Annotated in this window: 23 protein-coding genes and 1 other annotated feature; of the genes, 21 read left to right on the top strand and 2 right to left on the bottom strand. The window is 41.3% G+C overall.

Annotated elements, in window-relative coordinates; all coding sequences use genetic code 11:
- Window positions 1-71: 71 nt before the first annotated feature.
- From NQ508_RS09990 to rpsI, 14 genes are all read left to right on the top strand, one after another.
- Window positions 72-761, top strand: a complete 690-nt coding sequence (locus NQ508_RS09990; RefSeq protein ID WP_006427784.1) for an N-acetylmannosamine-6-phosphate 2-epimerase — start codon at window positions 72-74, stop codon at window positions 759-761.
- Window positions 762-834: 73 nt separating this feature from the next.
- The gene (locus tag NQ508_RS09985) at window positions 835-1,752 is read left to right on the top strand and encodes a dihydrodipicolinate synthase family protein (protein ID WP_006427785.1); all 918 of its coding nucleotides are present in this window, start codon (window positions 835-837) and stop codon (window positions 1,750-1,752) included.
- A gap of 49 nt (window positions 1,753-1,801) precedes the next feature.
- Window positions 1,802-3,307 (top strand): sodium:solute symporter family protein, encoded by a 1,506-nt coding sequence (locus NQ508_RS09980; protein WP_006427786.1) that lies wholly within the window; start codon window positions 1,802-1,804, stop codon window positions 3,305-3,307.
- 18 nt (window positions 3,308-3,325) lie between these two features.
- Window positions 3,326-3,775 (top strand): NanQ anomerase/TabA/YiaL family protein, encoded by a 450-nt coding sequence (locus NQ508_RS09975; RefSeq protein WP_022416399.1) that lies wholly within the window; start codon window positions 3,326-3,328, stop codon window positions 3,773-3,775.
- Window positions 3,776-3,867: 92 nt separating this feature from the next.
- Window positions 3,868-4,746, top strand: coding sequence for an ROK family protein (locus NQ508_RS09970; RefSeq protein WP_044920125.1), 879 nt, complete (start codon window positions 3,868-3,870; stop codon window positions 4,744-4,746).
- A gap of 24 nt (window positions 4,747-4,770) precedes the next feature.
- Window positions 4,771-5,613 carry a MurR/RpiR family transcriptional regulator gene (locus NQ508_RS09965; protein ID WP_006427789.1) on the top strand — a complete coding sequence of 281 codons (843 nt, stop codon included), beginning with the start codon at window positions 4,771-4,773 and terminating at the stop codon, window positions 5,611-5,613.
- 77 nt (window positions 5,614-5,690) lie between these two features.
- Complete coding sequence (gene nagA / locus NQ508_RS09960; protein WP_006427790.1) at window positions 5,691-6,842, top strand: N-acetylglucosamine-6-phosphate deacetylase; 1,152 nt, start codon at window positions 5,691-5,693, stop codon at window positions 6,840-6,842.
- Window positions 6,843-6,885: 43 nt separating this feature from the next.
- Window positions 6,886-7,509: an SGNH/GDSL hydrolase family protein gene (locus NQ508_RS09955; protein ID WP_006427791.1), complete on the top strand. Its 624-nt coding sequence runs from the start codon at window positions 6,886-6,888 to the stop codon at window positions 7,507-7,509.
- 70 nt (window positions 7,510-7,579) lie between these two features.
- Window positions 7,580-7,851, top strand: a binding site (T-box leader).
- Between the two features lie 128 nt (window positions 7,852-7,979).
- Window positions 7,980-9,203 carry a tyrosine--tRNA ligase gene (gene tyrS / locus NQ508_RS09950; RefSeq protein ID WP_006427792.1) on the top strand — a complete coding sequence of 408 codons (1,224 nt, stop codon included), beginning with the start codon at window positions 7,980-7,982 and terminating at the stop codon, window positions 9,201-9,203.
- Window positions 9,204-9,342: 139 nt separating this feature from the next.
- On the top strand, window positions 9,343-9,852 hold the full coding sequence (locus NQ508_RS09945; RefSeq protein ID WP_044920128.1) for a flavin reductase family protein: 510 nt from the start codon (window positions 9,343-9,345) through the stop codon (window positions 9,850-9,852).
- 6 nt (window positions 9,853-9,858) lie between these two features.
- Window positions 9,859-11,217 (top strand): MATE family efflux transporter, encoded by a 1,359-nt coding sequence (locus NQ508_RS09940; RefSeq protein WP_006427794.1) that lies wholly within the window; start codon window positions 9,859-9,861, stop codon window positions 11,215-11,217.
- Window positions 11,218-11,374: 157 nt separating this feature from the next.
- Window positions 11,375-12,682: an alpha-amylase family glycosyl hydrolase gene (locus NQ508_RS09935; protein WP_006427796.1), complete on the top strand. Its 1,308-nt coding sequence runs from the start codon at window positions 11,375-11,377 to the stop codon at window positions 12,680-12,682.
- Between the two features lie 226 nt (window positions 12,683-12,908).
- Window positions 12,909-13,337 (top strand): 50S ribosomal protein L13, encoded by a 429-nt coding sequence (rplM, locus tag NQ508_RS09930; protein WP_006427797.1) that lies wholly within the window; start codon window positions 12,909-12,911, stop codon window positions 13,335-13,337.
- A 25-nt stretch (window positions 13,338-13,362) separates the two neighbouring features.
- Window positions 13,363-13,755 carry a 30S ribosomal protein S9 gene (rpsI, locus tag NQ508_RS09925; protein ID WP_006427798.1) on the top strand — a complete coding sequence of 131 codons (393 nt, stop codon included), beginning with the start codon at window positions 13,363-13,365 and terminating at the stop codon, window positions 13,753-13,755.
- A 139-nt stretch (window positions 13,756-13,894) separates the two neighbouring features.
- On the opposite strand, the gene NQ508_RS09920 is transcribed toward rpsI, so the two are convergent.
- Window positions 13,895-14,227, bottom strand: a complete 333-nt coding sequence (locus NQ508_RS09920) for a hypothetical protein (RefSeq protein WP_006427799.1) — start codon at window positions 14,225-14,227, stop codon at window positions 13,895-13,897.
- A gap of 167 nt (window positions 14,228-14,394) precedes the next feature.
- Here NQ508_RS09920 and NQ508_RS09915 point away from each other — a divergent pair, with 167 nt between their 5' ends.
- From NQ508_RS09915 to fucO, 7 genes are all read left to right on the top strand, one after another.
- Entirely contained in the window at window positions 14,395-15,042 is a 648-nt protein-coding gene (locus tag NQ508_RS09915) for a GntR family transcriptional regulator (protein ID WP_006427800.1), read from the top strand.
- Window positions 15,043-15,202: 160 nt separating this feature from the next.
- Window positions 15,203-16,582: an APC family permease gene (locus tag NQ508_RS09910; RefSeq protein WP_044920131.1), complete on the top strand. Its 1,380-nt coding sequence runs from the start codon at window positions 15,203-15,205 to the stop codon at window positions 16,580-16,582.
- A gap of 1 nt (window position 16,583) precedes the next feature.
- A complete protein-coding gene (locus NQ508_RS09905) occupies window positions 16,584-18,032 on the top strand; it encodes a serine hydrolase domain-containing protein (protein ID WP_006427802.1) in 1,449 nt (482 codons plus the stop codon).
- Between the two features lie 160 nt (window positions 18,033-18,192).
- Window positions 18,193-18,696, top strand: coding sequence for a GNAT family N-acetyltransferase (locus tag NQ508_RS09900; protein WP_006427803.1), 504 nt, complete (start codon window positions 18,193-18,195; stop codon window positions 18,694-18,696).
- Between the two features lie 144 nt (window positions 18,697-18,840).
- Entirely contained in the window at window positions 18,841-20,397 is a 1,557-nt protein-coding gene (locus NQ508_RS09895; protein ID WP_006427804.1) for an ABC-F family ATP-binding cassette domain-containing protein, read from the top strand.
- A 39-nt stretch (window positions 20,398-20,436) separates the two neighbouring features.
- Window positions 20,437-20,976, top strand: coding sequence for a TetR/AcrR family transcriptional regulator C-terminal domain-containing protein (locus NQ508_RS09890; RefSeq protein ID WP_006427805.1), 540 nt, complete (start codon window positions 20,437-20,439; stop codon window positions 20,974-20,976).
- Between the two features lie 331 nt (window positions 20,977-21,307).
- Window positions 21,308-22,453, top strand: coding sequence for a lactaldehyde reductase (fucO, locus tag NQ508_RS09885; protein WP_006427806.1), 1,146 nt, complete (start codon window positions 21,308-21,310; stop codon window positions 22,451-22,453).
- 101 nt (window positions 22,454-22,554) lie between these two features.
- Here the strand turns inward: fucO and NQ508_RS09880 are convergent, their stop codons facing one another.
- On the bottom strand, window positions 22,555-22,878 hold the full coding sequence (locus NQ508_RS09880; RefSeq protein WP_044920133.1) for a tRNA-binding protein: 324 nt from the start codon (window positions 22,876-22,878) through the stop codon (window positions 22,555-22,557).
- Window positions 22,879-22,953 lie beyond the last annotated feature (75 nt).

Below are 22,953 nucleotides of genomic sequence, written 5' to 3'. Positions count from 1 at the left end.
ACTACAAAGACACTTGAAAATAAAATCGAACAATATTATACTGATTGCAGAACGAAGGAGGGAACAAAACAATGAATCAGAAAGTTGAAAATCTGAAAGGAAAATTAATCGTTTCTTGTCAGGCATTATCGAATGAACCTTTACATTCTTCATTCATTATGGGAAGAATGGCACTGGCTGCAAAACAGGGAGGTGCAAGCGGAATTCGTGCAAATACAAAAGAAGATATCAAGGAGATCCAGTCACAGGTTGATCTGCCGATCATCGGAATCGTAAAAAGAGATTATGATGACAGTGATATCTACATTACACCAACGATGAAAGAAATCGAAGAACTGATGGAAGTAAAACCTGAAATCATCGCTATGGACGCTACTATTTCAAAGAGACCTGGCGGAAAGACATTAGATGAGTTCTTTAAAGAAGTAAAAGCAAAATATCCGGATCAGTTATTTATGGCAGACTGTTCTACAGTGGAAGAAGCACTGCATGCGGATGAACTTGGATTTGACTTCATTGGAACTACAATGGTTGGTTACACAGAGCAGAGCAAGGGCGACAAGATCGAGGCAAATGATTTCGAAATCTTAAGAAAGATTGTCGCAAAAGCAAAACACAGAGTCATTGCAGAAGGTAACATCAACACACCGGAAAAAGCAAGACACGTGATCGAACTTGGAGCATACAGCGTTGTTGTCGGTTCTATTATCACAAGACCACAGCTGATCACAAAATCATTTGTGGAAGAAATGGAAAGATAATTCCCTAAAGGATTTATTGATAACATTATAAAAAGATAAAGCAATATATCAAAAAAGAAAAGGAGAAAAAACAATGAGAAATCTTGAAAAGTACAAAGGCGTGATCCCAGCATTCTATGCATGTTATGACAACGAAGGCAATGTAAGTCCGGAAGGCGTACAGGCACTGACAAAGTACTTCGTAGAAAAAGGTGTAAAAGGTGTATACGTTAACGGTTCATCAGGAGAATGTATCTACCAGAGCGTAGAAGACCGTAAGATCATCCTTGAGAACGTTATGAAAGCAGCAGAAGGAAAGCTTACAGTAATCGCACACGTTGCATGCAACAACACAAAAGACAGCCAGGAGCTTGCAAGACATGCAGAAAGCCTTGGAGTTGATGCAATCGCAGCAATCCCACCGATCTACTTCCACCTGCCAGAGTATGCAATCGCTCAGTACTGGAATGACATCAGTGCAGCAGCACCAAACACAGACTTCGTAATCTACAACATTCCACAGCTTGCAGGAGTAGCTCTTACACAGGGACTTTTCGCAGAGATGAGAAAGAATCCTAACGTAATTGGTGTTAAGAACTCTTCTATGCCGGTACAGGATATCCAGATGTTCAAACAGGCAGCAGGCCCTGACTACATCATCTTTAACGGACCAGATGAGCAGTTCATGAGTGGACGTGTCATCGGAGCTGAAGGAGCAATCGGTGGTACATACGGAGTTATGCCGGAATTATATCTGAAATTAGACGAGTATGTAAGAGCCGGAAAGATGGAAGAAGCAAGAGAAATCCAGTATGCTTGTGATGAGATTATCTATAAGATGTGCTCTGCACACGGAAATATGTACGCAGTGATCAAAGCTATGTTAAAGATCAACGAAGGTCTGGAACTTGGCGGAGTAAGAGAGCCACTGCCAGCATTAGTAGAAGAAGACATGGCTATCGTTGAAGAAGCAGCTAAGATGGTTCGCGACGCAAAAGCTAAATATCTGTAAGATTATATAAAAAATACGTGAAAGAAAAATATCTGTAAGGAGAGAGACGATGCAAGGGTTTACCGTAGTAGATTTAGTCATTTTAGTAATTTATCTCGCGGCTGTACTGTTCGCCGGCCTTCATTTCGCAAAGAAAGAAATGAAAGGAAAAGAGTATTTTAAAGGAGACGGAACTGTACCGTGGTGGGTAACTTCCGTATCAATTTTCGCAACACTGTTAAGTCCGATTTCATTCCTGTCATTAGCAGGAAACTCATACGCAGGAACATGGATCATGTGGTTCGCACAGCTTGGTATGCTGTTAGCTATCCCGATCACGATTAAATTCTTCCTGCCAATCTACAGCAAACTGGATATTGATACAGCATATCATTATCTGGAACTGAGATTCGGAAGCAAAGGACTTCGTGTACTTGGAGCTGTAATGTTCATCATTTACCAGATCGGACGTATGTCAATCATCATGTACCTTCCATGTATGGTACTTGGAAGTCTGACTGGAATCAGCGTAAACTTACTGATCATTATCATGGGTATCATTGCTATTATTTACTCATACACAGGAGGTCTTAAATCCGTACTTTGGACAGACTTCATCCAGGGATCTGTACTTCTGATCGGTGTTACATTTGCACTGATCTTCCTGTTAGCACACTTAGATGGTGGATTTGGAGCAATCGCACATGCACTGACAACAGAGCATAAGTTCCTTGCTGTAGATCAGCCGATCTTCAATGCTAACATTTTTAAAGACAGCGTATTCATCATGATCGTTGGTGCCGGATTCAATACAATGGCATCTTACGTATCAAGCCAGGATATTGTACAGCGTTTTACAACAACAACTGATACAAAGAAACTGAACAAAATGATGCTTGCAAACGGAGGATTATCAATCTTCATCGCAACAGTATTCTACCTGATCGGTACAGGATTATACGTATTCTATCAGCAGAATACACTTCCACCGGCAGCAGCTCAGGACCAGATCTTCGCATCTTACATCGCATTTGAGCTTCCGGTTGGTGTAACAGGACTTCTGTTAGCAGCTATTTATGCAGCAGCACAGTCTACACTTTCTACAGGTCTGAACTCTGTAGCATCAAGCTGGACACTGGATATCCAGGCAAGACTTTCTAAGAAAGAATTAAGCTTTGAGAAACAGACAAAGATCGGACAGTATGTATCTCTGATCGTTGGTATCTTCGCAATCGTAGTTGCTATGGTACTGGCTAACGGCGGAGTAAAATCTGCATACGAATGGTTCAATGGATTCATGGGACTGGTACTTGGTATCCTGATCGGAACATTTATCCTTGGAGCATTTACAAAGGTTGCCAATACATTTGGTGCAGTATGTGCATTCATCGTTGCATCAGGCGTAATGGTATACATCAAATACTTCGTACCTGCTGATCACGTATCAATCTGGTCATACTCAATCATCTCAATTGTAGTATCACTGGTAATTGGTATCCCGGCAAGTATCATCTGGAGAAAGGCAAAAGGAGACGATTCCGTACCTGCTCCTAACACAACCATTTACAAAAACTAAGAAGGAGTGACGATTTTCGTGATTTTTGGAAATATCAATAATTTATCAGAATTCCCATTCTTAGAAGAACAAGTAAAAGAGTGCTTTGAATATGCAAAGACACACGATCTTGCATCTTATGAAAAGGGAAGTCATGAGATCGATGGTGACAGACTGTTTGTCAATATCGTAGAATATACAACAACAACACCGGAAGAACGTTTCTGGGAAGCACATAAAAATTATCTGGACGTCCATGTAATGATCCATGGAAATGAACAGATCGATCTGAACTTCATTCAGAATATGGAATTAAAAGATTTTGTGGAAAAAGATGATTTTCTTCCAATGGATGGAGAAAAGAATTCTTCAGTAGTCCTGACAGATGGAGATTTCCTGATCTGTTATCCAAGTGACGGACACAGAACAGCGGTTCAGGTTCAGGAACCGGAAGCCATCAAAAAGGCAATATTCAAAGTAAAGATCTAATCAGAAAAGTCGAGGGCAAACCATGAAAGAACGGTTTGCCCTTTTCTGGCCTAACGAGTATAATGAAGGATAGTGAAAGAGGAAAAGAAGAAATGAAAAAATATATTAGTATTGATATCGGCGGCACAGCCATCAAATATGGGATTGTAAGCGAGAATGCAGAAGTACTGTTAAAAAAAGAAATGAAGACAGAAGCACAAAAAGGCGGACCGGCGATCCTTGAGAAAGTGATCGGTATTGTAGAAGAGTTAAAAGGTGAAGCAGATGCAGGTGTGTGTATCTCTACTGCAGGTATGGTGGACATCGAAAAAGGAGAAATCTTCTATTCTGCACCGTTGATCCCGAATTATATCGGAACGGCATTTAAAAAGACAGTAGAAGAACGATTCGGAATTCCATGTGAAGTGGAAAATGATGTAAACTGTGCCGGACTTGCAGAGTATAAAGCAGGTGCGGCTGCAGGAAGCAAGGCAGCAGTGATGCTGACGATCGGAACCGGAATCGGCGGCTGTATCCTTCTGAACGGTGAAGTGTTCCACGGATTCAGCAACAGTGCATGTGAAGTTGGATATATGCATATGGATGACAGTGATTTCCAGACACTCGGAGCAGCAAGCATCCTGACAAAGAAAGTAGCTGCGTGGAAGGAAGAACCAACCGAAAACTGGAGCGGATATCACATTTTCGAAGAGGCGAAAAAAGGCGATGAGATCTGTAACCGTGCAATTGACGAGATGGTGGATGTACTTGGAAAAGGAATTGCCAATATCTGCTATGTAGTGAATCCGGAAGTTGTTGTACTTGGCGGTGGAATTATGGCACAGGAAGCATTCTTAAAAGATAAGATTGAAAAAGCAGTAGAAAAATATCTGGTGTCCAGTATGTGGGAGCATACAAGGATTGCATTTGCCAAAAATCAGAACAATGCCGGTATGCTTGGAGCATTCTATCATTTCCAGGGAAGACACTAGTAATCAGAACAGGGATAATAAGCTATGGAATATTATGTGAAATCAGTAGTACCGATCATAGAATCCAACTATGATAAGTTCACAACAGTAGAAAGAAATATTGCAGATTTTTTTATACAGAACAGAAAGAAAGTAGATTTTTCTGCGAAATCTATCGCAGAAAGACTTTTTGTATCAGAAGCTTCACTTTCAAGATTTGCAAAAAAATGTGGCTACAGAGGTTACAGGGAATTTGTCTATCAGTATGAAGAAACATTTGTTGAAAAGCAGGAATCTATTACAGGGAATACCAGGATGATCTTGAATGCATACCAGGAACTCCTGAATAAGACGTACAGTCTGGTAGATGAAGCTCAGATTGCAAGAATCAGCAGATATCTGAATCAGGCGGAGCGGGTATTTGTATGTGGAACGGGAAGTTCGGGACTTTCTGCAAGGGAGATGGAGCTTCGCTTTATGCGTATCGGTGTGGATATTGATTCATTGGTGGAGACGGATATGATGAGGATGCAGGCGGTATTTCAGGATAAGAGAAGTCTGGTGTTCGGAATCAGTATCAGTGGTACAAAAGAATCGGTATTGTTTTTGCTGCAGGAAGCTTATCGAAGAGGTGCAAAAACCGTACTGCTGACGGCGAATAACCGGGGTGATTTTGAACAATATTGTTCGGAAGTACTCTTACTTCCGTCGCTTCGGCATTTGAACCATGGTAACGTTATATCACCACAGTTCCCAATCCTGGTCATGCTGGATATTATCTATTCTTATTATGTAGAGCAGGATAAGTATGAAAAAGAGGTACTGCATGATAATACACTGCGTGCACTGGAAGAAGGTGAGGCGCTTCGCAGGAGCTTATTAAAATAAATACATATCACGGGGACATCGTATGAATGATAAAATGATATGCGGAAATAGACAGAATAAATTGGAGGATAACTGAAATGATAATCAAAAATGTAATCGTTTATACAGAAGATAAGAAATTTACAGCAGGTGGTATTGTAATCCACGATGATAAAATTGATAATATTTATACAACAGAAAATGTACCGGATATGATCGGAGAGGAAGTGATCGATGGACGGGGAGCATATGCAATCCCGGGACTGATCGATCTGCATTTCCACGGATGTATGGGAGATGACTTCTGCGATAACAGCAAAGAAGCAATTGAAAATATTGCAAAATATGAGGCATCTGTAGGTGTTACAACAATTGCACCGGCAACCATGACACTTCCGGTCGAAGAGCTGGAAACGATCTTAAGAACGGCAGCTGAATACAAAAAAGAGCAGAATCCTAAGGGAGCGGACCTTGTAGGTGTGAACATGGAAGGACCGTTTATCAGTCCGGTGAAAAAAGGTGCACAGGATGAAAGAAACATCATGCCTTGTGATACGGAAATCTGTCAGAGATTCATTGATGCTTCCGAAGGGCTTGTAAAGTTTGTCGGACTTGCGCCGGAAGAAAGTGACGAAGCAGTTGCATTTGTAAAAGCAATGAAAGATAAGGTGAATATTTCCCTTGCACATACGAATGCTGATTATGCACACGCAAAAGCAGCGTTTGATGCAGGTGCGAATCATGCGGTACATCTCTTTAATGCAATGCCTGCATTCACACACCGTGAACCGGGTGTAGTAGGTGCAGTATCAGATAGTGAACATGTAATGGCAGAAATTATCTGTGACGGTGTACATATCCACCCATCTATGGTAAGAGCAGCGTTCAAGATGATGGGAGCAGACCGCATGATCCTGATCAGTGACAGCATGCGTGCAACCGGAATGCCGGACGGACAGTATACACTTGGCGGTCTGGATGTAAAAGTAGTTGGAAATCATGCGACACTGGTATCTGACGGAGCACTTGCAGGATCAGTAACAAACCTTGCTGACTGCCTGCGTACAGTAGTTAAAAAGATGGAGATCCCACTTGAGACAGCTATTGCATGTGCGACGATCAATCCGGCTAAGAGTCTTGGAATTGAAGATACATATGGTTCGATCGCACCGGGAAAGAAAGCGAATATCGTATTATTAGACGAGAATTTGGAGCTTAAGATGGTAATTAAGGACGGACAGGAATTATAATTCATGCAATTTATAGTATAAGGCCATTTGGTGTTAAGGACAGATGAAAAAGATTATATTTTTAGGTGACAGTATTACAGATGCCAGTCATTGCTTTTTAGAAAATCCACTGGGAAACGGTTATGTGAATATGGTGGCTGAGAAGTTGAATGACAGTGGCGGCGGAAGGAAGAAGTACGACATTATGAATCGAGGACATGATGGATTCACGATTCATGGAGTGAAACGTATATTGGAGAAGGAATGCATTTTAAAACGACCGGATGTCGTAAGCATTCTGATAGGATGCAATGACGTCGGAGTTATGATGAATACAGGAAAGAGCCTGGAAGAACAGCAGTTTGAAGCCTGTTATGAAGCCATTGTGAAAGAAATTACAGAGCAATCGGATGCAAAGCTTATCTGTATGTCGCCATTTATAGTGCCATATCCCAGAATGTATGAAAACTGGATTCCGGGAATAAAACAGACAGAAAGAATCGAAAAAAAGATTGCAGAAAAATATCATGCGGACTTTCTTGCGCTTCAGGAGATGATAATATTGAAAGCAGAAAAAGCAGGATATGAGAGTGTTACAACGGATGGTATTCATCTGACAGAATATGGAAATGAAATAATTGCAGGAGCATGGCTGCAACTTTTTGAAAAAATAAAAGATGGAGATTAAAAATCATCTTGACAAAGTTCATCAAATCAGTTAGTCTTTAACACAGACAGGAAAATAATATACAGATATCACAAAGGCTTGGAAAAGAAGAAGTAGTGATTCACACACCCATACAGAAAGCTGCCGGTTGATGAGAGGCGCATGAAAGAGTGAAGAATGAATACGTCTTGGAGCTGCACACCGAAATGATACACGATAAGAATTATGAGTGTTTTCGAAAGTAGGCTGTGACGTCGGGCACACGTTATAGTGCAAAGGTCTGTGAACACGCAGACTGAATGAGGCTGAATACGCAGGTAATCAGCAAAATAAGGTGGTACCACGGTTAATATCGTCCTTATCCAATATTGATTGGATAAGGACTTTTTTTGACCAGTTATGTGGGAAAATCGCTTCCTGAAAAGCATATTTGCAAGCTGAAGTAAAGTGAGAATTCTGTAAATCATTAACATAATAAAAGGAGAATAAAAATGGGAATTTATGAAGAACTCGTTGCAAGAGGTCTGATCGCACAGGTAACAGACGAAGACAGGATCAAAGACTTGGTCAACAATGGAAAGGCTACATTCTACATCGGATTTGACCCGACAGCAGACAGCCTTCACGTAGGACATTTCATGGCACTGTGCTTGATGAAACGTCTGCAGGAAGCAGGAAACAAACCAATCGCACTGATCGGTGGAGGAACAGCTATGATCGGTGATCCATCCGGAAGAACAGATATGCGTCAGATGATGACACCGGAGACAATCCAGCACAACTGTGACTGCTTTAAGAAACAGATGAGTCGATTTATCGATTTCTCAGATGGAAAAGCATTGATGGTTAATAACGCTGACTGGCTGATGGGACTGAACTACATCGAAGTATTACGTGAAGTCGGAGCACATTTCTCCGTTAACCGTATGCTGACAGCAGAGTGCTACAAGCAGAGAATGGAAAAAGGACTCAGCTTTCTTGAGTTCAACTACATGATCATGCAGGCATATGACTTCTATGAGTTATACCAGAAATACGGATGTAACCTTGAGTTTGGCGGGGACGACCAGTGGAGCAACATGCTTGCAGGTACAGAACTGATCCGTCGTAAACTCGGAAAAGACGCTTCTGCTATGACGATCACACTGCTTCTGAACTCAGAAGGTAAAAAGATGGGTAAGACACAGAGCGGTGCTGTATGGCTTGATCCTAACAAGACATCACCATTCGAATTCTACCAGTACTGGAGAAATGTTGCAGATGCAGACGTGTTAAAATGCATCCGTATGCTGACATTCCTTCCATTAGAAGAGATCGACAAGATGGACAGCTGGGAAGGTGCACAGCTTAACACAGCAAAAGAGATTCTTGCATTCGAGCTTACAAAACTGGTTCACGGTGAAGAAGAAGCACAGAAGGCACAGGAGGCAGCAAGAGCATTATTCTCAACAGGTGCAGCAGCAGATATGCCAAAGACAGAACTGACAGAAGAAGACCTTACAGACGGTAACATCGATATCCTGACGATGTTAGTAAAATCAGGACTGACAGCTTCTAAGTCAGAAGCACGCCGTGCCGTACAGCAGGGTGGAGTATCTGTAGATGGTGAGAAGGTGACAGATGTATTCCAGACATTTGCCGGAGAAGCATTAAGTGGAGAAGGCGTAGTCCTGAAAAAGGGTAAGAAAAACTTCCGTAAAGTGTTAGTAAAGTAGTATAATTATAAAAGAATACAGTAAAATTGCAGGCAGTGAATACTCACTGTCTGTAATTCTAAAAGCAAAGATGTACTCTTGCTACTGTTTCATACTTAATTTTGTGAGAGTACATAAAGACGATAAGGAGGATATGGAAATGGCATTTAAAGAAGTAGCAATTGAAAGTCTGGAATTCAACCCATTCACAAAGATTTCAAAAGAGTGGATGCTGGTAACAGCAGGAGATGAAAAAAAGAGTAACACCATGACAGCAAGCTGGGGTGGTGTCGGAATCATGTGGGGAAAGAATATCGCAACTGCATATATCCGCCCACAGAGATACACGAAGAAATTCATGGATGAGACCGGTATGTACACGCTTTCTTTCCTGTCAGAAGATTACAGAAAAGCATTAAGCGTATGCGGATCTGTATCAGGAAAAGACGTAGAAGATAAATGGAAAGAAGCAGGCCTTCATCCATATGCGGTAGACGGAACAACTGCAGTTGAAGAAGCAGATCTGATCTTCGTATGCAAGACTCAGTATACACAGGATATGAAACCGGAATGTTTCGATGTTAAGGAAAATGATGATAAATGGTATCCGGATAAGGATTATCATACGATGTATATGGGCGAGATCGTGAAAGTATTGAAAAGAGTATAGCCAATCATGCAAAAGAAAATTGATTTGGTAAACGGACCTGTATTATCATCTCTTACCAGACTGGCTGTCCCGATCATGGCGACGTCATTGATCCAGATGGCGTACAATATGACCGACATGATCTGGATCGGCCGTATCGGAAGTTCGGCGGTAGCGTCTGTTGGGGCAGCAGGAATGTATATGTGGCTTTCCAACGGACTTGCCGCGCTTGCAAAAATGGGAGGGCAGGTTAATGTCGGACATGCACTTGGGGCATCTAATAGTGAAGAGGCCGCAGAATATGCATCCAACGCGTTACAGCTTACGTTGATTTTGGGGATTATTTATGGACTTGTCTGTATATTAGGGGCAAAACCACTGATTCATTTTTTCCATCTGAATCAGGCACAGGTGATCCGGGATGCCATATATTATCTTGAAATTACTTGCGGTCTTGTCTTGTTTTCCTTTTTAAATCAGACGTATACCGGATTATTTACGGCAATCGGTAACAGCAGGCCGGTATTTCTGGCAACAACGACCGGACTGGTTGTTAATATCGTCCTGGATCCGGTTCTGATTTTTGGAATCGGACCATTTCCGGTTCTTCGAGTGACAGGTGCAGCAATTGCTACGGTAACCGCGCAGATGATCGTTACAGTTATGTTTTTTATATTTGCGATGAAGGATACCGTACTTTTTCAATATGTAAGATATCTGAAGAAGCCGGATCTGCATCATCTGAAAGGAATTGTCAGAATCGGTTTTCCAACGTCTGTTCAGAGTATGCTGTTTACCGGAATATCGATGATCATTGCACGTCTGGTCGCGGGATATGGAGATGCGGCGGTGGCTGTCCAGAAAGTTGGTTCACAGATAGAATCAATTTCGTGGATGACAGCGGATGGTTTTGCAGCAGCGGTGAATTCATTTACATCGCAGAACCATGGCGCAGGTAAGAAGAGACGGATCTATCAGGGATATGTCAGCGCATTAAAAGTAGTATTTGTATGGGGGATTTTCTGTACGCTATTATTAATATGCTGTCCGGCTCCGGTATTCCGGATTTTTATTACAGAAAAAGATGTAATTCCGCTTGGAGTGGATTATCTTCGGATCCTTGGTGTATCGCAGCTTTTTATGAGTCTTGAGATTACGACGGCAGGTGCATTTTCGGGGTATGGAAAGACCGTGCCGCCATCTGTGATCAGTATTGTATTTACGGCGCTCAGGATTCCGCTTGCGCTGATACTGGTTCATACAACACTTGCGCTGAACGGGATCTGGTGGAGTATTACGATTTCGAGTATTCTGAAAGGTGTGCTGCTGTTTGTATGGTTCTACATATTCATGCGGGGAGAGAAACTTATATATAACAGGAAATAACCTGCCAGCGGCAGGTCTTTCAGATAGGGAAGTATGCAAGAGGCACTGCCAGTGGCAGTGTCTTTTGTGTCTTTAAAGAACGAAATGTGGTACAATAGAACAGTAAGTGATCTGCCGGAGCATAGTTTATGGCAGACACAGAAAGGATGGATGAGTAATGTGGGCTTACAATAGTATTTTTTATCAGATTTATCCGATCGGATTCTGTGGGGCACCAGTGCACAATGACGGTGTGTGTGTTCCTCGTATCCGCAAACTTATGGACTGGTCTGAGTATCTTCAGACATTAGGAGTAGATTCAATTCTGTTAAATCCGATCTTTGAATCGGACAATCATGGATATGATACAAGAGATTTTAAGACGATCGACTGCAGGCTTGGAACGAATGAAGATTTTAAAGAGGTCTGTGAAGATCTGCATAAACATAACGTAAAAATTGTACTGGATGGTGTATTTAACCATGTGGGACGAGGCTTCTGGGCATTTAAAGATGTACAGGAGAAGAAATGGGATTCACCGTACAAAGACTGGTTCCATATCAGCTTTGACGGCAACAGCTGCTATAATGACGGATTCTGGTATGAAGGATGGGAAGGCCATTTTGAGCTGGTCAAATTAAACCTTCAGAATTCGGCAGTCGTAGATTATCTGATGGAATGTGTAAAATACTGGATTGACGAATTTGATATCGACGGTCTCCGTCTGGATGTGGCTTATAGTCTGGATCACAATTTCATGAAACGTCTCCGCTCTTATACACAGGAATTAAAACCGGACTTTGCACTGATCGGAGAGGTATTGTTTGGCGATTATAATATTATCGTGAATGATGAGATGCTTCACAGCTGCACGAATTATGAGTGCTACAAGGGATTATATTCCAGCTTTAACAGTATGAATATGTTCGAGATCGCACATTCCCTGCACCGCCAGTTCGGAAGTGATCAGTGGTGTATTTACAGAGGAAAGCACCTGATGACATTTGTGGATAATCATGATGTTACAAGACTGGCAAGCATTCTGACGAATAAGAAACATATTCCGCTGGCATACGGACTGCTTATGGGTATGCCGGGAATCCCGTGCCTGTATTATGGAAGTGAATGGGCTGAGCCGGGGGAGAAAGCACCGGATAATGACTATGCGCTTCGCCCTTGCTTTGAAGAACCAAAGCCAAATGAGCTGACAGAGTTTATTAAGAAACTGATCCGTGTACGCCAGGAAAGTGATGCACTTTGCAATGGTGCTTATAAGAATGTAGTGATCCAGAATCATCAGCTGGTATTCGAGCGCTGCTCAGAGAAAGAACGAGTGATCGTTGCAATCAATGCTGCGGATTATCCATACACTGCCAATGCAGGAGAACTGAATGGAACGGCAGCAGATCTGCTGACCGGGGAAACGGTTACGATGAATGGTCAGCTTGAACTGAAACCATATAGTGTACAGTATTTAAAATTTTAGTATGAAAAATGTACGGGAAGATTCTCGGGAAAAGTACATTTGATCAACGAAAATAAGTAAAAATATAAGAAAAATATGTCAAAAAACAGTTGACACACACGGTACAGTATAATATAATAAGCAAGTATGACAAAAGGAGAAACAGTAAGAGGCCAAAGCCCCGGAATCTTGCTGATTCTGATATATTATCATGAAAATGTTAATGATTCACAGGAGGTAAACCACAATGAAAACTTATATGGCTAATCCAGATAAGATTGAAAGAAAATGGTATGTAGTTGACGCTTCGGAATATACATTAGGACGTTTAGCATCAGAAGTTGCTAAGGTTTTAAGAGGAAAGAACAAACCGGAGTTCACACCACACGTTGATACAGGCGATTATGTAATCGTTGTAAATGCAGAAAAGGTTAATGTAACAGGTAAGAAACTGAATCAGAAGATTTATTACAATCACTCTGAATATGTAGGTGGAATGAAAGAGACTACATTAGCAGAGATGATGGCTAAGAAACCAGAGAAGGTTATCGAACTTGCTGTTAAGGGAATGCTTCCAAAGGGACCTTTAGGAAGATCTATGATCAAGAAACTTCACGTATACGCTGGACCAGAGCACGCTCAGCAGGCTCAGAAACCAGTTGAACTGAAATTCTAAGAAAGGTTAAAAGGAGGATTTTACAATGGCTACTGCAAAATTTTACGGAACAGGTAGAAGAAAAAAATCTGTTGCTAGAGTATATTTAGTACCAGGAACAGGTAAAATTACTATCAATAAAAGAGATATCGATGAGTATTTTGGACTTGAGACATTAAAGGTTGTTGTTCGCCAGCCATTAGCTGCAACAGACACAGAAGGAAAATTTGATGTAATCGTTAATGTTAAGGGTGGTGGATACACAGGACAGGCTGGAGCAATCCGTCACGGTGTTGCAAGAGCACTTCTTGAGGCTGATGCTGATTACAGACCAGTTCTTAAGAAAGCTGGATTCCTTACACGTGATCCACGTATGAAAGAACGTAAGAAATACGGTCTCAAAGCAGCTCGTAGAGCACCACAGTTCTCAAAGAGATAATTTATACGAATCATTCGAGATATACAAAAAAGAAGTACACAGCAGCCCCGGAAATGCAATGTTTCCGGGGTTTTTCTTTGCATAGCAAAGCATACAGATAAAGCTGCCATCGGCAGCTTTATCTGTAGTTCAGTTGATCTTATTCCTGCAATAATTGCTTTTCAAAGGTGGATAATAATTTGTTGATCGTAAAGAAATAACTCTTGCATTCGCTGCATGTTTTTGCATCGACTTCGATATCACCAAGAATGATGAGTTTGGCAGCCTGGAGTGCTGCAATAATGGTACGAAATTCGTCGGGTGTAATATCTGTGGCGTGATTAATCAATTTTTTCGCCGCAGAACAACAGAGTTGATAATTAATTTCTGCCTGGGCTTCTGATTCTGCAAGTCCAAGACGAGGCAGAACGGTAAGAGCGTAAGCGGTTGCTTCTATGTCAGAATGATTGAAGGCATAGGAAATATGGCTCATAGTAAAACCTCCTTAAGTTTTTAAGAAAATTATAACATAAAATGAGAAAGAACGCGAGAATATGAGCAAAAATCAACGGAAGACTTATTAAAGAAAAAGGGTTTACATTATAGATAATAATGTATACAATATAAACACAAGGAAAACTTTGATAAGGAGAATAAAAAATGCTTGGTTTAAAACCGATAAAAATGTTACCGGCAAGGGAAAGAGTGGCGGCAGCACTTAGAAAGGCGATTATCTCAAGACAGATTACAGAAGGAGAAGTGTTAACTCTGGAAAGTACGGCCCAAGAGCTTGGGGTCTCCATTACACCAGTCAGAGAGGCATTCCAGATTCTAGAAAGGGACGGCTTGATAGATCTGCAACAGAACAAAGGAGCAACGGTACTGGGAATCAATGAGACAACGCTCAGAGAACATTTCCAGATCCGGGCGGCACTGGAAAGTGAAGCGTGTGTATTGTGTTGTAAGAACCGCATTGATATGAGCCGGATCGAGCAGGTATTAACTGTTTCGAAAGAGATGATAGAGAAACAGGATTATGAGAACTATTCGAAGCTGAATCAGTCGCTTCACATGGAGATATGGATAGCTGCCGGGAATGAAAAATTAAAGAAAATGCTTTCGGAACTCTGGAGCGGATTATCGATGGGAGTAAAGATGACAGAAGCAGAGTATGCAAAAAAATCGTTGAAAGAACATGAGGGTATTGTAGAAAGTATGAAAAAATGCGATACCATGGAAGCAGCGATGAAGATGCATCAGCATATAGAACGAAGCTTAGAGGATGTATTGACGGAATTTGAAAAGTAAATATGCACAAAAAATAAAGTAAAAATTATGTAAAACGTCGAACTTGTGATTAACGATTGACAAGTCCGGCGCTTTTGATTACAATTTGATTATGGATACATTATCATTTATAAATAATAAAAAATAAATGATAAGAGTAAAGGACAAAGGAGAAAGAAAAATGAGTAACAAGAACTTAATCGTGAACACTCCGGAACCAAAGCCTGGTATATTGGAGCGAGGAGATCTCTTTGCTATTGCGGTAGGAATGGTAATTGGATCAGGAATGGTAACATTGATCGGACCGGCGATGGCAATGACAGGATATTCCGTATGGCTGGCATATCTGACAGCTATCGTTATGGGATTTTTTATGGTATTTCCGTATATTATCCTTGGGGGAACTATGAGAGTGGCAGGGGGACCTTACTCGATTGTAACAAATTTATCCGGTGTAAGTGCAGGAGGACTGGTAGCGTATACGAAGCTTGTAACTCCAATCCTGAACAGCTCTTTTGCACTGGCATTAGGCTTGTATGTAAATAATCTTCTTCCGGGAATTACAGTAAAAGCAATTGCTGTTGTGGGAATCTGCATCTTATTTGTATTAAACCTTCTGGGAATGGATATTTTTGCAAAGGTTAGTAAGATCTTATCAACGATCTTGTTGATCACGATGGTACTTTATGTTATCTTTGGACTGACACAGATCAAGCAGCCGATCTTCCAGTTCTCTGGGGATAAGATGTTTACCGGAGGCTTTAAAGGATTCATGCTTGCTGCATTACTTCTGATCAACTCAGCAAATGGATATTACAATATCCTCTGGTACGGAAAAGATGCAAAGAAAGCGACAAAGGATGTACCGTTTGCAAGTATGGCATGTGTGCCATGCCTTCTGTTCATCTATGTGGGGCTTGCCATGGTAACAGGCGGTGTGCTTCCGCATGATGAAGTTGCAGGAGCACCGACAATCTTACCGGCAGCGCAGGCAATCCTTCCTGGTGCAGTATATAAGATTTTCATGATCGGCGGACCAATCATGGCGATCATTACTACACTGAACGGTGTATTCAATGATGTCAGATATCCTCTTGCACAGGCTGCAAAAGACGGATGGCTTCCAAAGTTTATTTTAAAAGAGAATCGTTTTGGAGCACCGTATCTGATTTATACATACACACTGATCGTTGTTCTGATCCCAATCGTTACGGATATGAGCATTGTAACAATCACAAACATTTTCCAGGTAATTACATTCTTCATGAATGTGACTGTTGTATATGCAATTTCAAGACTTCCAAAAAGATATCCGGAAGCATGGGCAAAGAATAAATTCCATTTTTCAAATGGGGCATTATATACATTCTGTACTGTAAGTATCATCATTTATACAGTTATCTTTGTAAAGGGTATTTTCAGTATTAAAGTATCTTATGCAGTAGCAGCGGTTATTGTTATGCTTGCACTGATACTGATCGGAATCTATTTGACAAAGAAAGGTGGTATCCGTATCGAGACTTCACTCTGGGATCCATCTGTAAAAAAGGAGGAAAAGTAAGATGGCGGCAACTTATGTAAAACCAGGTGAACTGGGACTGAATCCGGAGAAATTGACAGAGATGTTAACGGAACTGGAACAGACAGTGGAAATCCACAGTATCTCAGTACGGTTTGATGGAAAAGTTATCTTAGAGGGTGCATGGGAGCCGTTCTCACTGGAGAAGCCGCAGATGATGCATTCACTTTCAAAAATCGGAACAAGTATTTGTCTGGGATTTGCACTCGATGAGGGGAAGATTCATCTGGAAGATAAACTGCTTGATTATGTAAGAGATGAACTTCCGGAAGAATACGATCCGGCACTGGAAGATCTGACGATCTATCATCTGCTTACCATGCAGGCAGGTTCCAAAGAATGCTGCAATAATGTATGGTTTTCGAAGCTTACAAGAGACTGGGAGACAAACTGGTTAAAACAGCCGAAGATAAGAGAAGATATCGGAAAAGCATTCCATTATGATTCCGGATGTAGTTATACACTTTCAAGAATTGTCACAAAGGTTATGGGAAAAAACTGTCTGGCACTGATGCAGGAGCGTGTATTTGACAAGATGGGATTTGGTGAGATCAACTGGCTGACCAGTCCGGAAGGACACAACACCGGTGGATGGGGAATGTACCTGACTGCAGGAAAGATCTCTGCACTGGCACAGCTTCTGCTTCAAAAAGGTGAATGGAATGGAGAGCAGCTGATACCGGCATGGTGGACCGAAGAGATAGGAAAGATGCGCGTTGTGATTCCGGAAGATGAGAAGAAAGCACTGACGCATTATGCTTATCATATCAAGGCCGGAAAAGAGATTTTTGCGGCAGAAGGAGCATTTGGACAGTATCTGATCTGTTTTCGTGATTATCCGGTTGCAATCGGAATCACGGCAGGGGCATCGGAATATCTGGCAGCAGATATCTGTCTGAAATACATAAAAGAAGCAGTTCAGATCCCGTGTGAAAAAGAAAATCTGGAAGAGGCACAGGAAAAACTGGAAGAGAAACTGGTACATCTGACACTTCCGAAGCCGGAAGGTGACAAAAAAGACACAAATGAAGCAACAAAGAAACTATTAAATAAAAGAATTGTGTTTACAGAGAATCCAAGACAAATTGAGTCGGCAGTGATTTCAACGGTAGGAGAGGAATTAAAACTGGAACTTACTGTGGCAGGAGAAAAGAAGATTCTTTTTGCAGGATATAAGGACTGGAAATGTAATGATATGTATCCGAATGATTTTACGAAGAGATATCATGCGGTATCTTATGCGTTTGATGAAGATGCATTGTATCTTTCTGTGGGACTTCTGAATACATCATACAGAGAAGAATATTGTCTGTGGGTGAATTCGGAAAATGTAGTAGTTGGAACATGGAGACCGAATGTAACGTATCTTCCGGCAGAAGAAGATATGACATGGAAGTTTACCGGAACATTTGAACCGTCATGCATTCTGTAGATAGAATGAACGGTTAGTGGAAAAAGGAGAACCCCGTGAGGCAGAAGAAGCTGTCCCACGGGGTTTTTTGCATTGCATATTCGATAAAAGTTCATCTATTTACAGATGAACATATTTACAGTATGATACTGTAAACAACAAAAATGAACGGAGAAGATATATGAATGAGATAGCAGTTGTAACAGAGCAGGATATACCGGATATTCTTCGAATGATCCATGAAATCTATAGTGAACTTCCGAATAAGGAATGGTTCAGTCTGGATAGCGATGAGGAAGTAACAAGCTATATGATGACTGGTGGCTTTGGATTAAAGGCAATATGTGATGGCAGACTGGCAGGTGTCTTTATCGCACGGGCAAAGAATCTTGGGGATGAGAATCTCGGATACGATCTGAAATTTGATGAAGAACAGCGAAAGCAGTCGGCACATATGGAGATTGCCATGGTAAGAAAAGAATACCGCGGACAGGGGTTGCAGAGAAAGATGATGGAAGAGTCAGAACAGATTCTGAAAGAACAGGGATATCATTATCTGCTTGGAACGGCACATCCGGACAATGTGGCAAGTGTGAATACATTCCTGAAATTACAGTATGAACAGGTGATGACGAAGGAAAAATATGGCGGGATGAAGAGGAGTATTTTCTGTAAAGCGATATAATGCAGATGTAATACAGAATGTACGAATCAAACCGGAATATATTATGATTGCAAGGTCCTGGTTGAAACGTTATAATGTAGATGTCAGCAGAGAGTTTGCTGGCATCTTTTCAAATTAAAAAAGTGAATAATCAGGGAGAAATTTATGAGTATATTAAATGTTGAACATCTGACACATGGTTTCGGGGACAGAGCCATATTCTCAGATGTTTCTTTTCGACTTTTAAAGGGAGAACACATCGGTCTTGTAGGAGCCAACGGAGAGGGAAAATCTACCTTTATGAATATTGTGACCGGAAAGCTTGTGCCGGATGAAGGAAAAGTAGAATGGTCTAAGAATGTACATGCAGGATATCTGGATCAGCATGCGGTCCTCGAAAAGGGAATGACCATCCGTGACGTGTTAAAATCTGCATTCGATCCGCTGCTTCAGAAAGAACAGCGTATGAATGAAATCTGTGATCTGCTTGGAACGGCAGATGAAGAAGAGATGAACCGTCTGATGGACGAACTCGGAACCATTCAGGATGAGCTTACGTTGCACGATTTCTATACGATTGATGCAAAGGTAGAGGAAGTGGCAAGAGCACTCGGACTTCTGGATCTGGGTCTGGACCGTGATGTTACAGACTTAAGCGGAGGACAGAGAACGAAAGTCCTTCTTGCAAAACTGTTATTGGAAAAGCCGGATATCCTGCTTCTGGATGAGCCGACCAACTACCTGGATGAGGAACATATTGCATGGTTGAAGCGCTATCTTCTGGATTATGAGAATGCATTTATTCTGATCTCGCATGATATTCCATTCTTAAACGAAGTGGTCAATATCATTTATCATATGGAGAATCAGGAACTGAACCGTTATGTGGGAGATTATGATCACTTCCAGGAAGTCTATGCAGTGAAGAAAGCGCAGCTGGAAGCTGCTTACAGAAGACAGCAGCAGGAGATCAGTGAGCTGAAAGATTTCGTGGCACGTAATAAGGCACGTGTATCTACCAGAAATATGGCGATGTCCAGACAGAAGAAACTGGATAAGATGGATGTGATCGAGCTGGCGGCAGAGAAACCAAAGCCGGAATTTCATTTCCGTTATGGACGGACACCCGGAAAGATGTTATTCGAGACACATGATCTGGTGACGGGATATGATGAACCGTTATCGAAACCATTGAACTTCAGTATGGAGCGTGGACAGAAGATTGCACTTGTCGGAACGAACGGAATAGGTAAGACTACATTATTGAAGAGTATTCTGGGATTGATCCCATCGTTATCCGGAAGTTGCGAACTGGGAGAGAATCTGGAGATTGGTTACTTTGAGCAGGAAGTAAAAGGAGAGAATAAGACAACCTGTATTGATGAGATCTGGCAGGAGTTTCCTTCATTTACACAATATGAAGTCCGTTCTGCGCTGGCAAAATGTGGACTGACAACGAAGCATATTGAAAGTCAGGTCAGAGTATTAAGCGGTGGAGAACAGGCGAAAGTCAGACTTTGTAAGCTGATCAACAGGGATACGAATATATTACTTCTGGACGAACCTACAAACCATCTGGATGTGGACGCAAAGGATTCGTTGAAAAAAGCTTTGCAGGAGTACAGAGGAAGTATTCTTTTAATCTGCCACGAACCTGAGTTTTATCAGGATGTAGTGAATGAAGTGTGGGACATGAGTAAGTGGACGACAAAAGTATTCTAACTGGGGATGATATAATTGGAAGAAACAAAACATGATAAAATGAAATACCGTCTGGCGGACGCTATGAAAAACTGTATGAAGAAGATGCCGGTAGAAAAGATTACGGTAAAAGAAATCGTAACAGAATGCGGAACGACAAGGCAGACATTTTACCGGAATTTTCAGGATAAATATGATCTGATCAACTGGTATTTTGACCGGATCCTGTTGGAATCGTTCCAGCATATGGGAGAAGGTAAGACGGCTTATGAAGGTCTTGTTAATAAGTTTCATTATATAGAAGAAGAAAAATTATTCTTCAAAGCTGCTTTTCGTAATGATGATCAGAATTGTCTGCGAGATCATGATTTTCAGCTGATCTTAAGATTCTATGAGAACCAGATTCAGGAAAAGACAAAACAGCCAATTCCTGAGAATCTGCATTTCCAACTGGAAATGTATTGTCAGGGATCTGTATATATGACAACGCAGTGGGTACTTGGAGATATGAAAAAGCGCCCGGAAGAGATGGCGAGAAATCTGGTTGCAGCAATGCCGGCAGAGCTGGAAACACTATTTAAGAAATTAGAACTCCTGTAAAAGGGAGTTCTTTTTTTATACCAAAGTATGCGAGAGAAGTGTTTTTTGGTATCGCCATGCGTTCGAAGGAAGCTTCCGATGGCTGTTGCTGGACAGAACAAAGTTATTTATATAACAAATAAAAATGAATGGTATTGTGAACAAAGCATAAAAAGTTACAAAATAACAAAAGTGTAACATGCAAAAGTTACAAAATAATCACTTTGTAACTTTCATAACAAGAAAAAGGTTGTTAAAATAAAGACATAAAGAAAAGAGATGCGGATAACAAGAAAATAAAAATATTTCGCATCGCGAATAAAGAATATGTATAAAAGGAGTGTCAGTTATCATGGCAAACAGAATTAATTTAAACCAGACATCATTTCACGGAGCAGGAGCAATCAAAGAGATTGTAGCAGAAGTTAAAGTAAGAGGACTGAAAAAAGCACTGGTATGTTCAGACCCGGATCTGATCAAATTCAATGTGACAACAAAGGTAACAAAAGTACTTGATGATGCAGGACTGGAATATGAATTATATTCTGACATTAAACCAAATCCGACGATTCAGAATGTACAGCACGGAGTTGAGGCATTTAAGAAAGCGGGAGCTGATTATATTATCGCAATCGGCGGAGGATCTTCTATGGATACATCCAAAGCAATCGGTATCATCATTGCCAATCCGGAATTCGAAGATGTAAGAAGTCTGGAAGGAACAGCACCAACCAAGAATCCATGTGTTCCGATCATTGCAGTGCCTACAACAGCAGGAACAGCAGCAGAGGTAACGATCAACTATGTTATCACTGATGTCGAGAAGAAGAGAAAATTCGTCTGTGTAGATCCGCACGACATGCCTGTTATCGCAGTCGTAGATCCGGAGATGATGTCTTCTATGCCAAAGGGACTGACAGCTTCGACAGGTATGGATGCCCTGACACATGCAATTGAAGGATATACAACAAAGGCAGCATGGGAAATGACAGATATGTTCCACTTGAAAGCAATCGAACTCATTTCCAAATCTTTAAGAAGTGCAGTTGCCAATGAAAAAGAAGGACGCGAGGGCATGGCACTCGGACAGTATATCGCAGGAATGGGATTCTCTAACGTAGGTCTTGGAATCGCACATTCTATGGCTCATACACTTGGAGCTGTATATGATACACCACATGGTGTTGCGTGTGCAATGATGCTTCCAATCGTTATGGAATACAATGCAGAATGCACAGGAGAGAAATATAAAGAAATCGCAAAAGCAATGGGCGTTGAAGGCGTAGATGATATGTCTGTAGAAGAATACAGAAAAGCAGCAGTAGATGCTGTACGTAAATTATCTGTTGATGTCGGAATTCCTACAAAACTGGAAGCTCTGAAAGAAGAAGACCTTCAGTTCCTTGCTGAATCCGCTCACGCAGATGCATGTGCACCGGGTAACCCGAAAGATGCAAGCGTAGAAGATCTGAAAGATCTGTTCAGAAAATTAATGTAAGATATGAATAAAAAACAGGGTCAGAGAAGAACGGTTCTCTGACCCTGTTTTACATTTACCAGGTATTTGGAAGAAGCTGCCGGTGGCAAGTCCTGGGCGATTTAAAATATTTTACTTCCGTTTTTCACCGGAGTCAGAGAAGTAAGAAGGATACATCCTTCATCGGTATCACTTCCGAGCAGACGTACTTCACTTTTTACATCACCGATTCTCATGGGTTCAAAGTTGCATACACAGACTACCTGCTTTCCAACCAGTTCTTCAGGCTCATAGTTGGTTAACTGAGCGGAGCTGTTCTTGGTTCCGAAATCGCCGAGATCTACGGTGATTTTATAAGCAGGTTTTCTTGCCCTTTTATTCAACGATACAGCTGTAATAGTGCCAACTCTCATGTCGACTTCATCAAAATGTTCTAATGTAATCATAATGAATACCTCCTGTTTTAAAACAGTGAAGTGCATACTATTGTACTTCATGCTCTATAGATAATATATTTATAC

It is taken from the genome of Dorea longicatena (genome assembly GCF_025150085.1).
Lineage (GTDB): Bacteria > Bacillota > Clostridia > Lachnospirales > Lachnospiraceae > Dorea_A > Dorea_A longicatena.
This window is presented reverse-complemented; position numbering and strand designations above follow the sequence as displayed.

What these genes read in the sequence shown, in the direction of transcription:
- NQ508_RS09990 (WP_006427784.1), top strand. Translation starts at nt 72, where the DNA reads ATGAATCAGAAAGTTGAAAATCTGAAAGGAAAATTAATCGTTTCTTGT.
- NQ508_RS09985 (WP_006427785.1), top strand. Translation starts at nt 835, where the DNA reads ATGAGAAATCTTGAAAAGTACAAAGGCGTGATCCCAGCATTCTATGCA.
- NQ508_RS09980 (WP_006427786.1), top strand. Translation starts at nt 1,802, where the DNA reads ATGCAAGGGTTTACCGTAGTAGATTTAGTCATTTTAGTAATTTATCTC.
- NQ508_RS09970 (WP_044920125.1), top strand. Translation starts at nt 3,868, where the DNA reads ATGAAAAAATATATTAGTATTGATATCGGCGGCACAGCCATCAAATAT.
- NQ508_RS09965 (WP_006427789.1), top strand. Translation starts at nt 4,771, where the DNA reads ATGGAATATTATGTGAAATCAGTAGTACCGATCATAGAATCCAACTAT.
- nagA (WP_006427790.1), top strand. Translation starts at nt 5,691, where the DNA reads ATGATAATCAAAAATGTAATCGTTTATACAGAAGATAAGAAATTTACA.
- NQ508_RS09955 (WP_006427791.1), top strand. Translation starts at nt 6,886, where the DNA reads ATGAAAAAGATTATATTTTTAGGTGACAGTATTACAGATGCCAGTCAT.
- tyrS (WP_006427792.1), top strand. Translation starts at nt 7,980, where the DNA reads ATGGGAATTTATGAAGAACTCGTTGCAAGAGGTCTGATCGCACAGGTA.
- NQ508_RS09945 (WP_044920128.1), top strand. Translation starts at nt 9,343, where the DNA reads ATGGCATTTAAAGAAGTAGCAATTGAAAGTCTGGAATTCAACCCATTC.
- NQ508_RS09940 (WP_006427794.1), top strand. Translation starts at nt 9,859, where the DNA reads ATGCAAAAGAAAATTGATTTGGTAAACGGACCTGTATTATCATCTCTT.
- NQ508_RS09935 (WP_006427796.1), top strand. Translation starts at nt 11,375, where the DNA reads ATGTGGGCTTACAATAGTATTTTTTATCAGATTTATCCGATCGGATTC.
- rplM (WP_006427797.1), top strand. Translation starts at nt 12,909, where the DNA reads ATGAAAACTTATATGGCTAATCCAGATAAGATTGAAAGAAAATGGTAT.
- rpsI (WP_006427798.1), top strand. Translation starts at nt 13,363, where the DNA reads ATGGCTACTGCAAAATTTTACGGAACAGGTAGAAGAAAAAAATCTGTT.
- NQ508_RS09920 (WP_006427799.1), bottom strand. Translation starts at nt 14,227, where the DNA reads ATGAGCCATATTTCCTATGCCTTCAATCATTCTGACATAGAAGCAACC.
- NQ508_RS09915 (WP_006427800.1), top strand. Translation starts at nt 14,395, where the DNA reads ATGCTTGGTTTAAAACCGATAAAAATGTTACCGGCAAGGGAAAGAGTG.
- NQ508_RS09910 (WP_044920131.1), top strand. Translation starts at nt 15,203, where the DNA reads ATGAGTAACAAGAACTTAATCGTGAACACTCCGGAACCAAAGCCTGGT.
- NQ508_RS09905 (WP_006427802.1), top strand. Translation starts at nt 16,584, where the DNA reads ATGGCGGCAACTTATGTAAAACCAGGTGAACTGGGACTGAATCCGGAG.
- NQ508_RS09900 (WP_006427803.1), top strand. Translation starts at nt 18,193, where the DNA reads ATGAATGAGATAGCAGTTGTAACAGAGCAGGATATACCGGATATTCTT.
- NQ508_RS09895 (WP_006427804.1), top strand. Translation starts at nt 18,841, where the DNA reads ATGAGTATATTAAATGTTGAACATCTGACACATGGTTTCGGGGACAGA.
- NQ508_RS09890 (WP_006427805.1), top strand. Translation starts at nt 20,437, where the DNA reads ATGAAATACCGTCTGGCGGACGCTATGAAAAACTGTATGAAGAAGATG.
- fucO (WP_006427806.1), top strand. Translation starts at nt 21,308, where the DNA reads ATGGCAAACAGAATTAATTTAAACCAGACATCATTTCACGGAGCAGGA.
- NQ508_RS09880 (WP_044920133.1), bottom strand. Translation starts at nt 22,878, where the DNA reads ATGATTACATTAGAACATTTTGATGAAGTCGACATGAGAGTTGGCACT.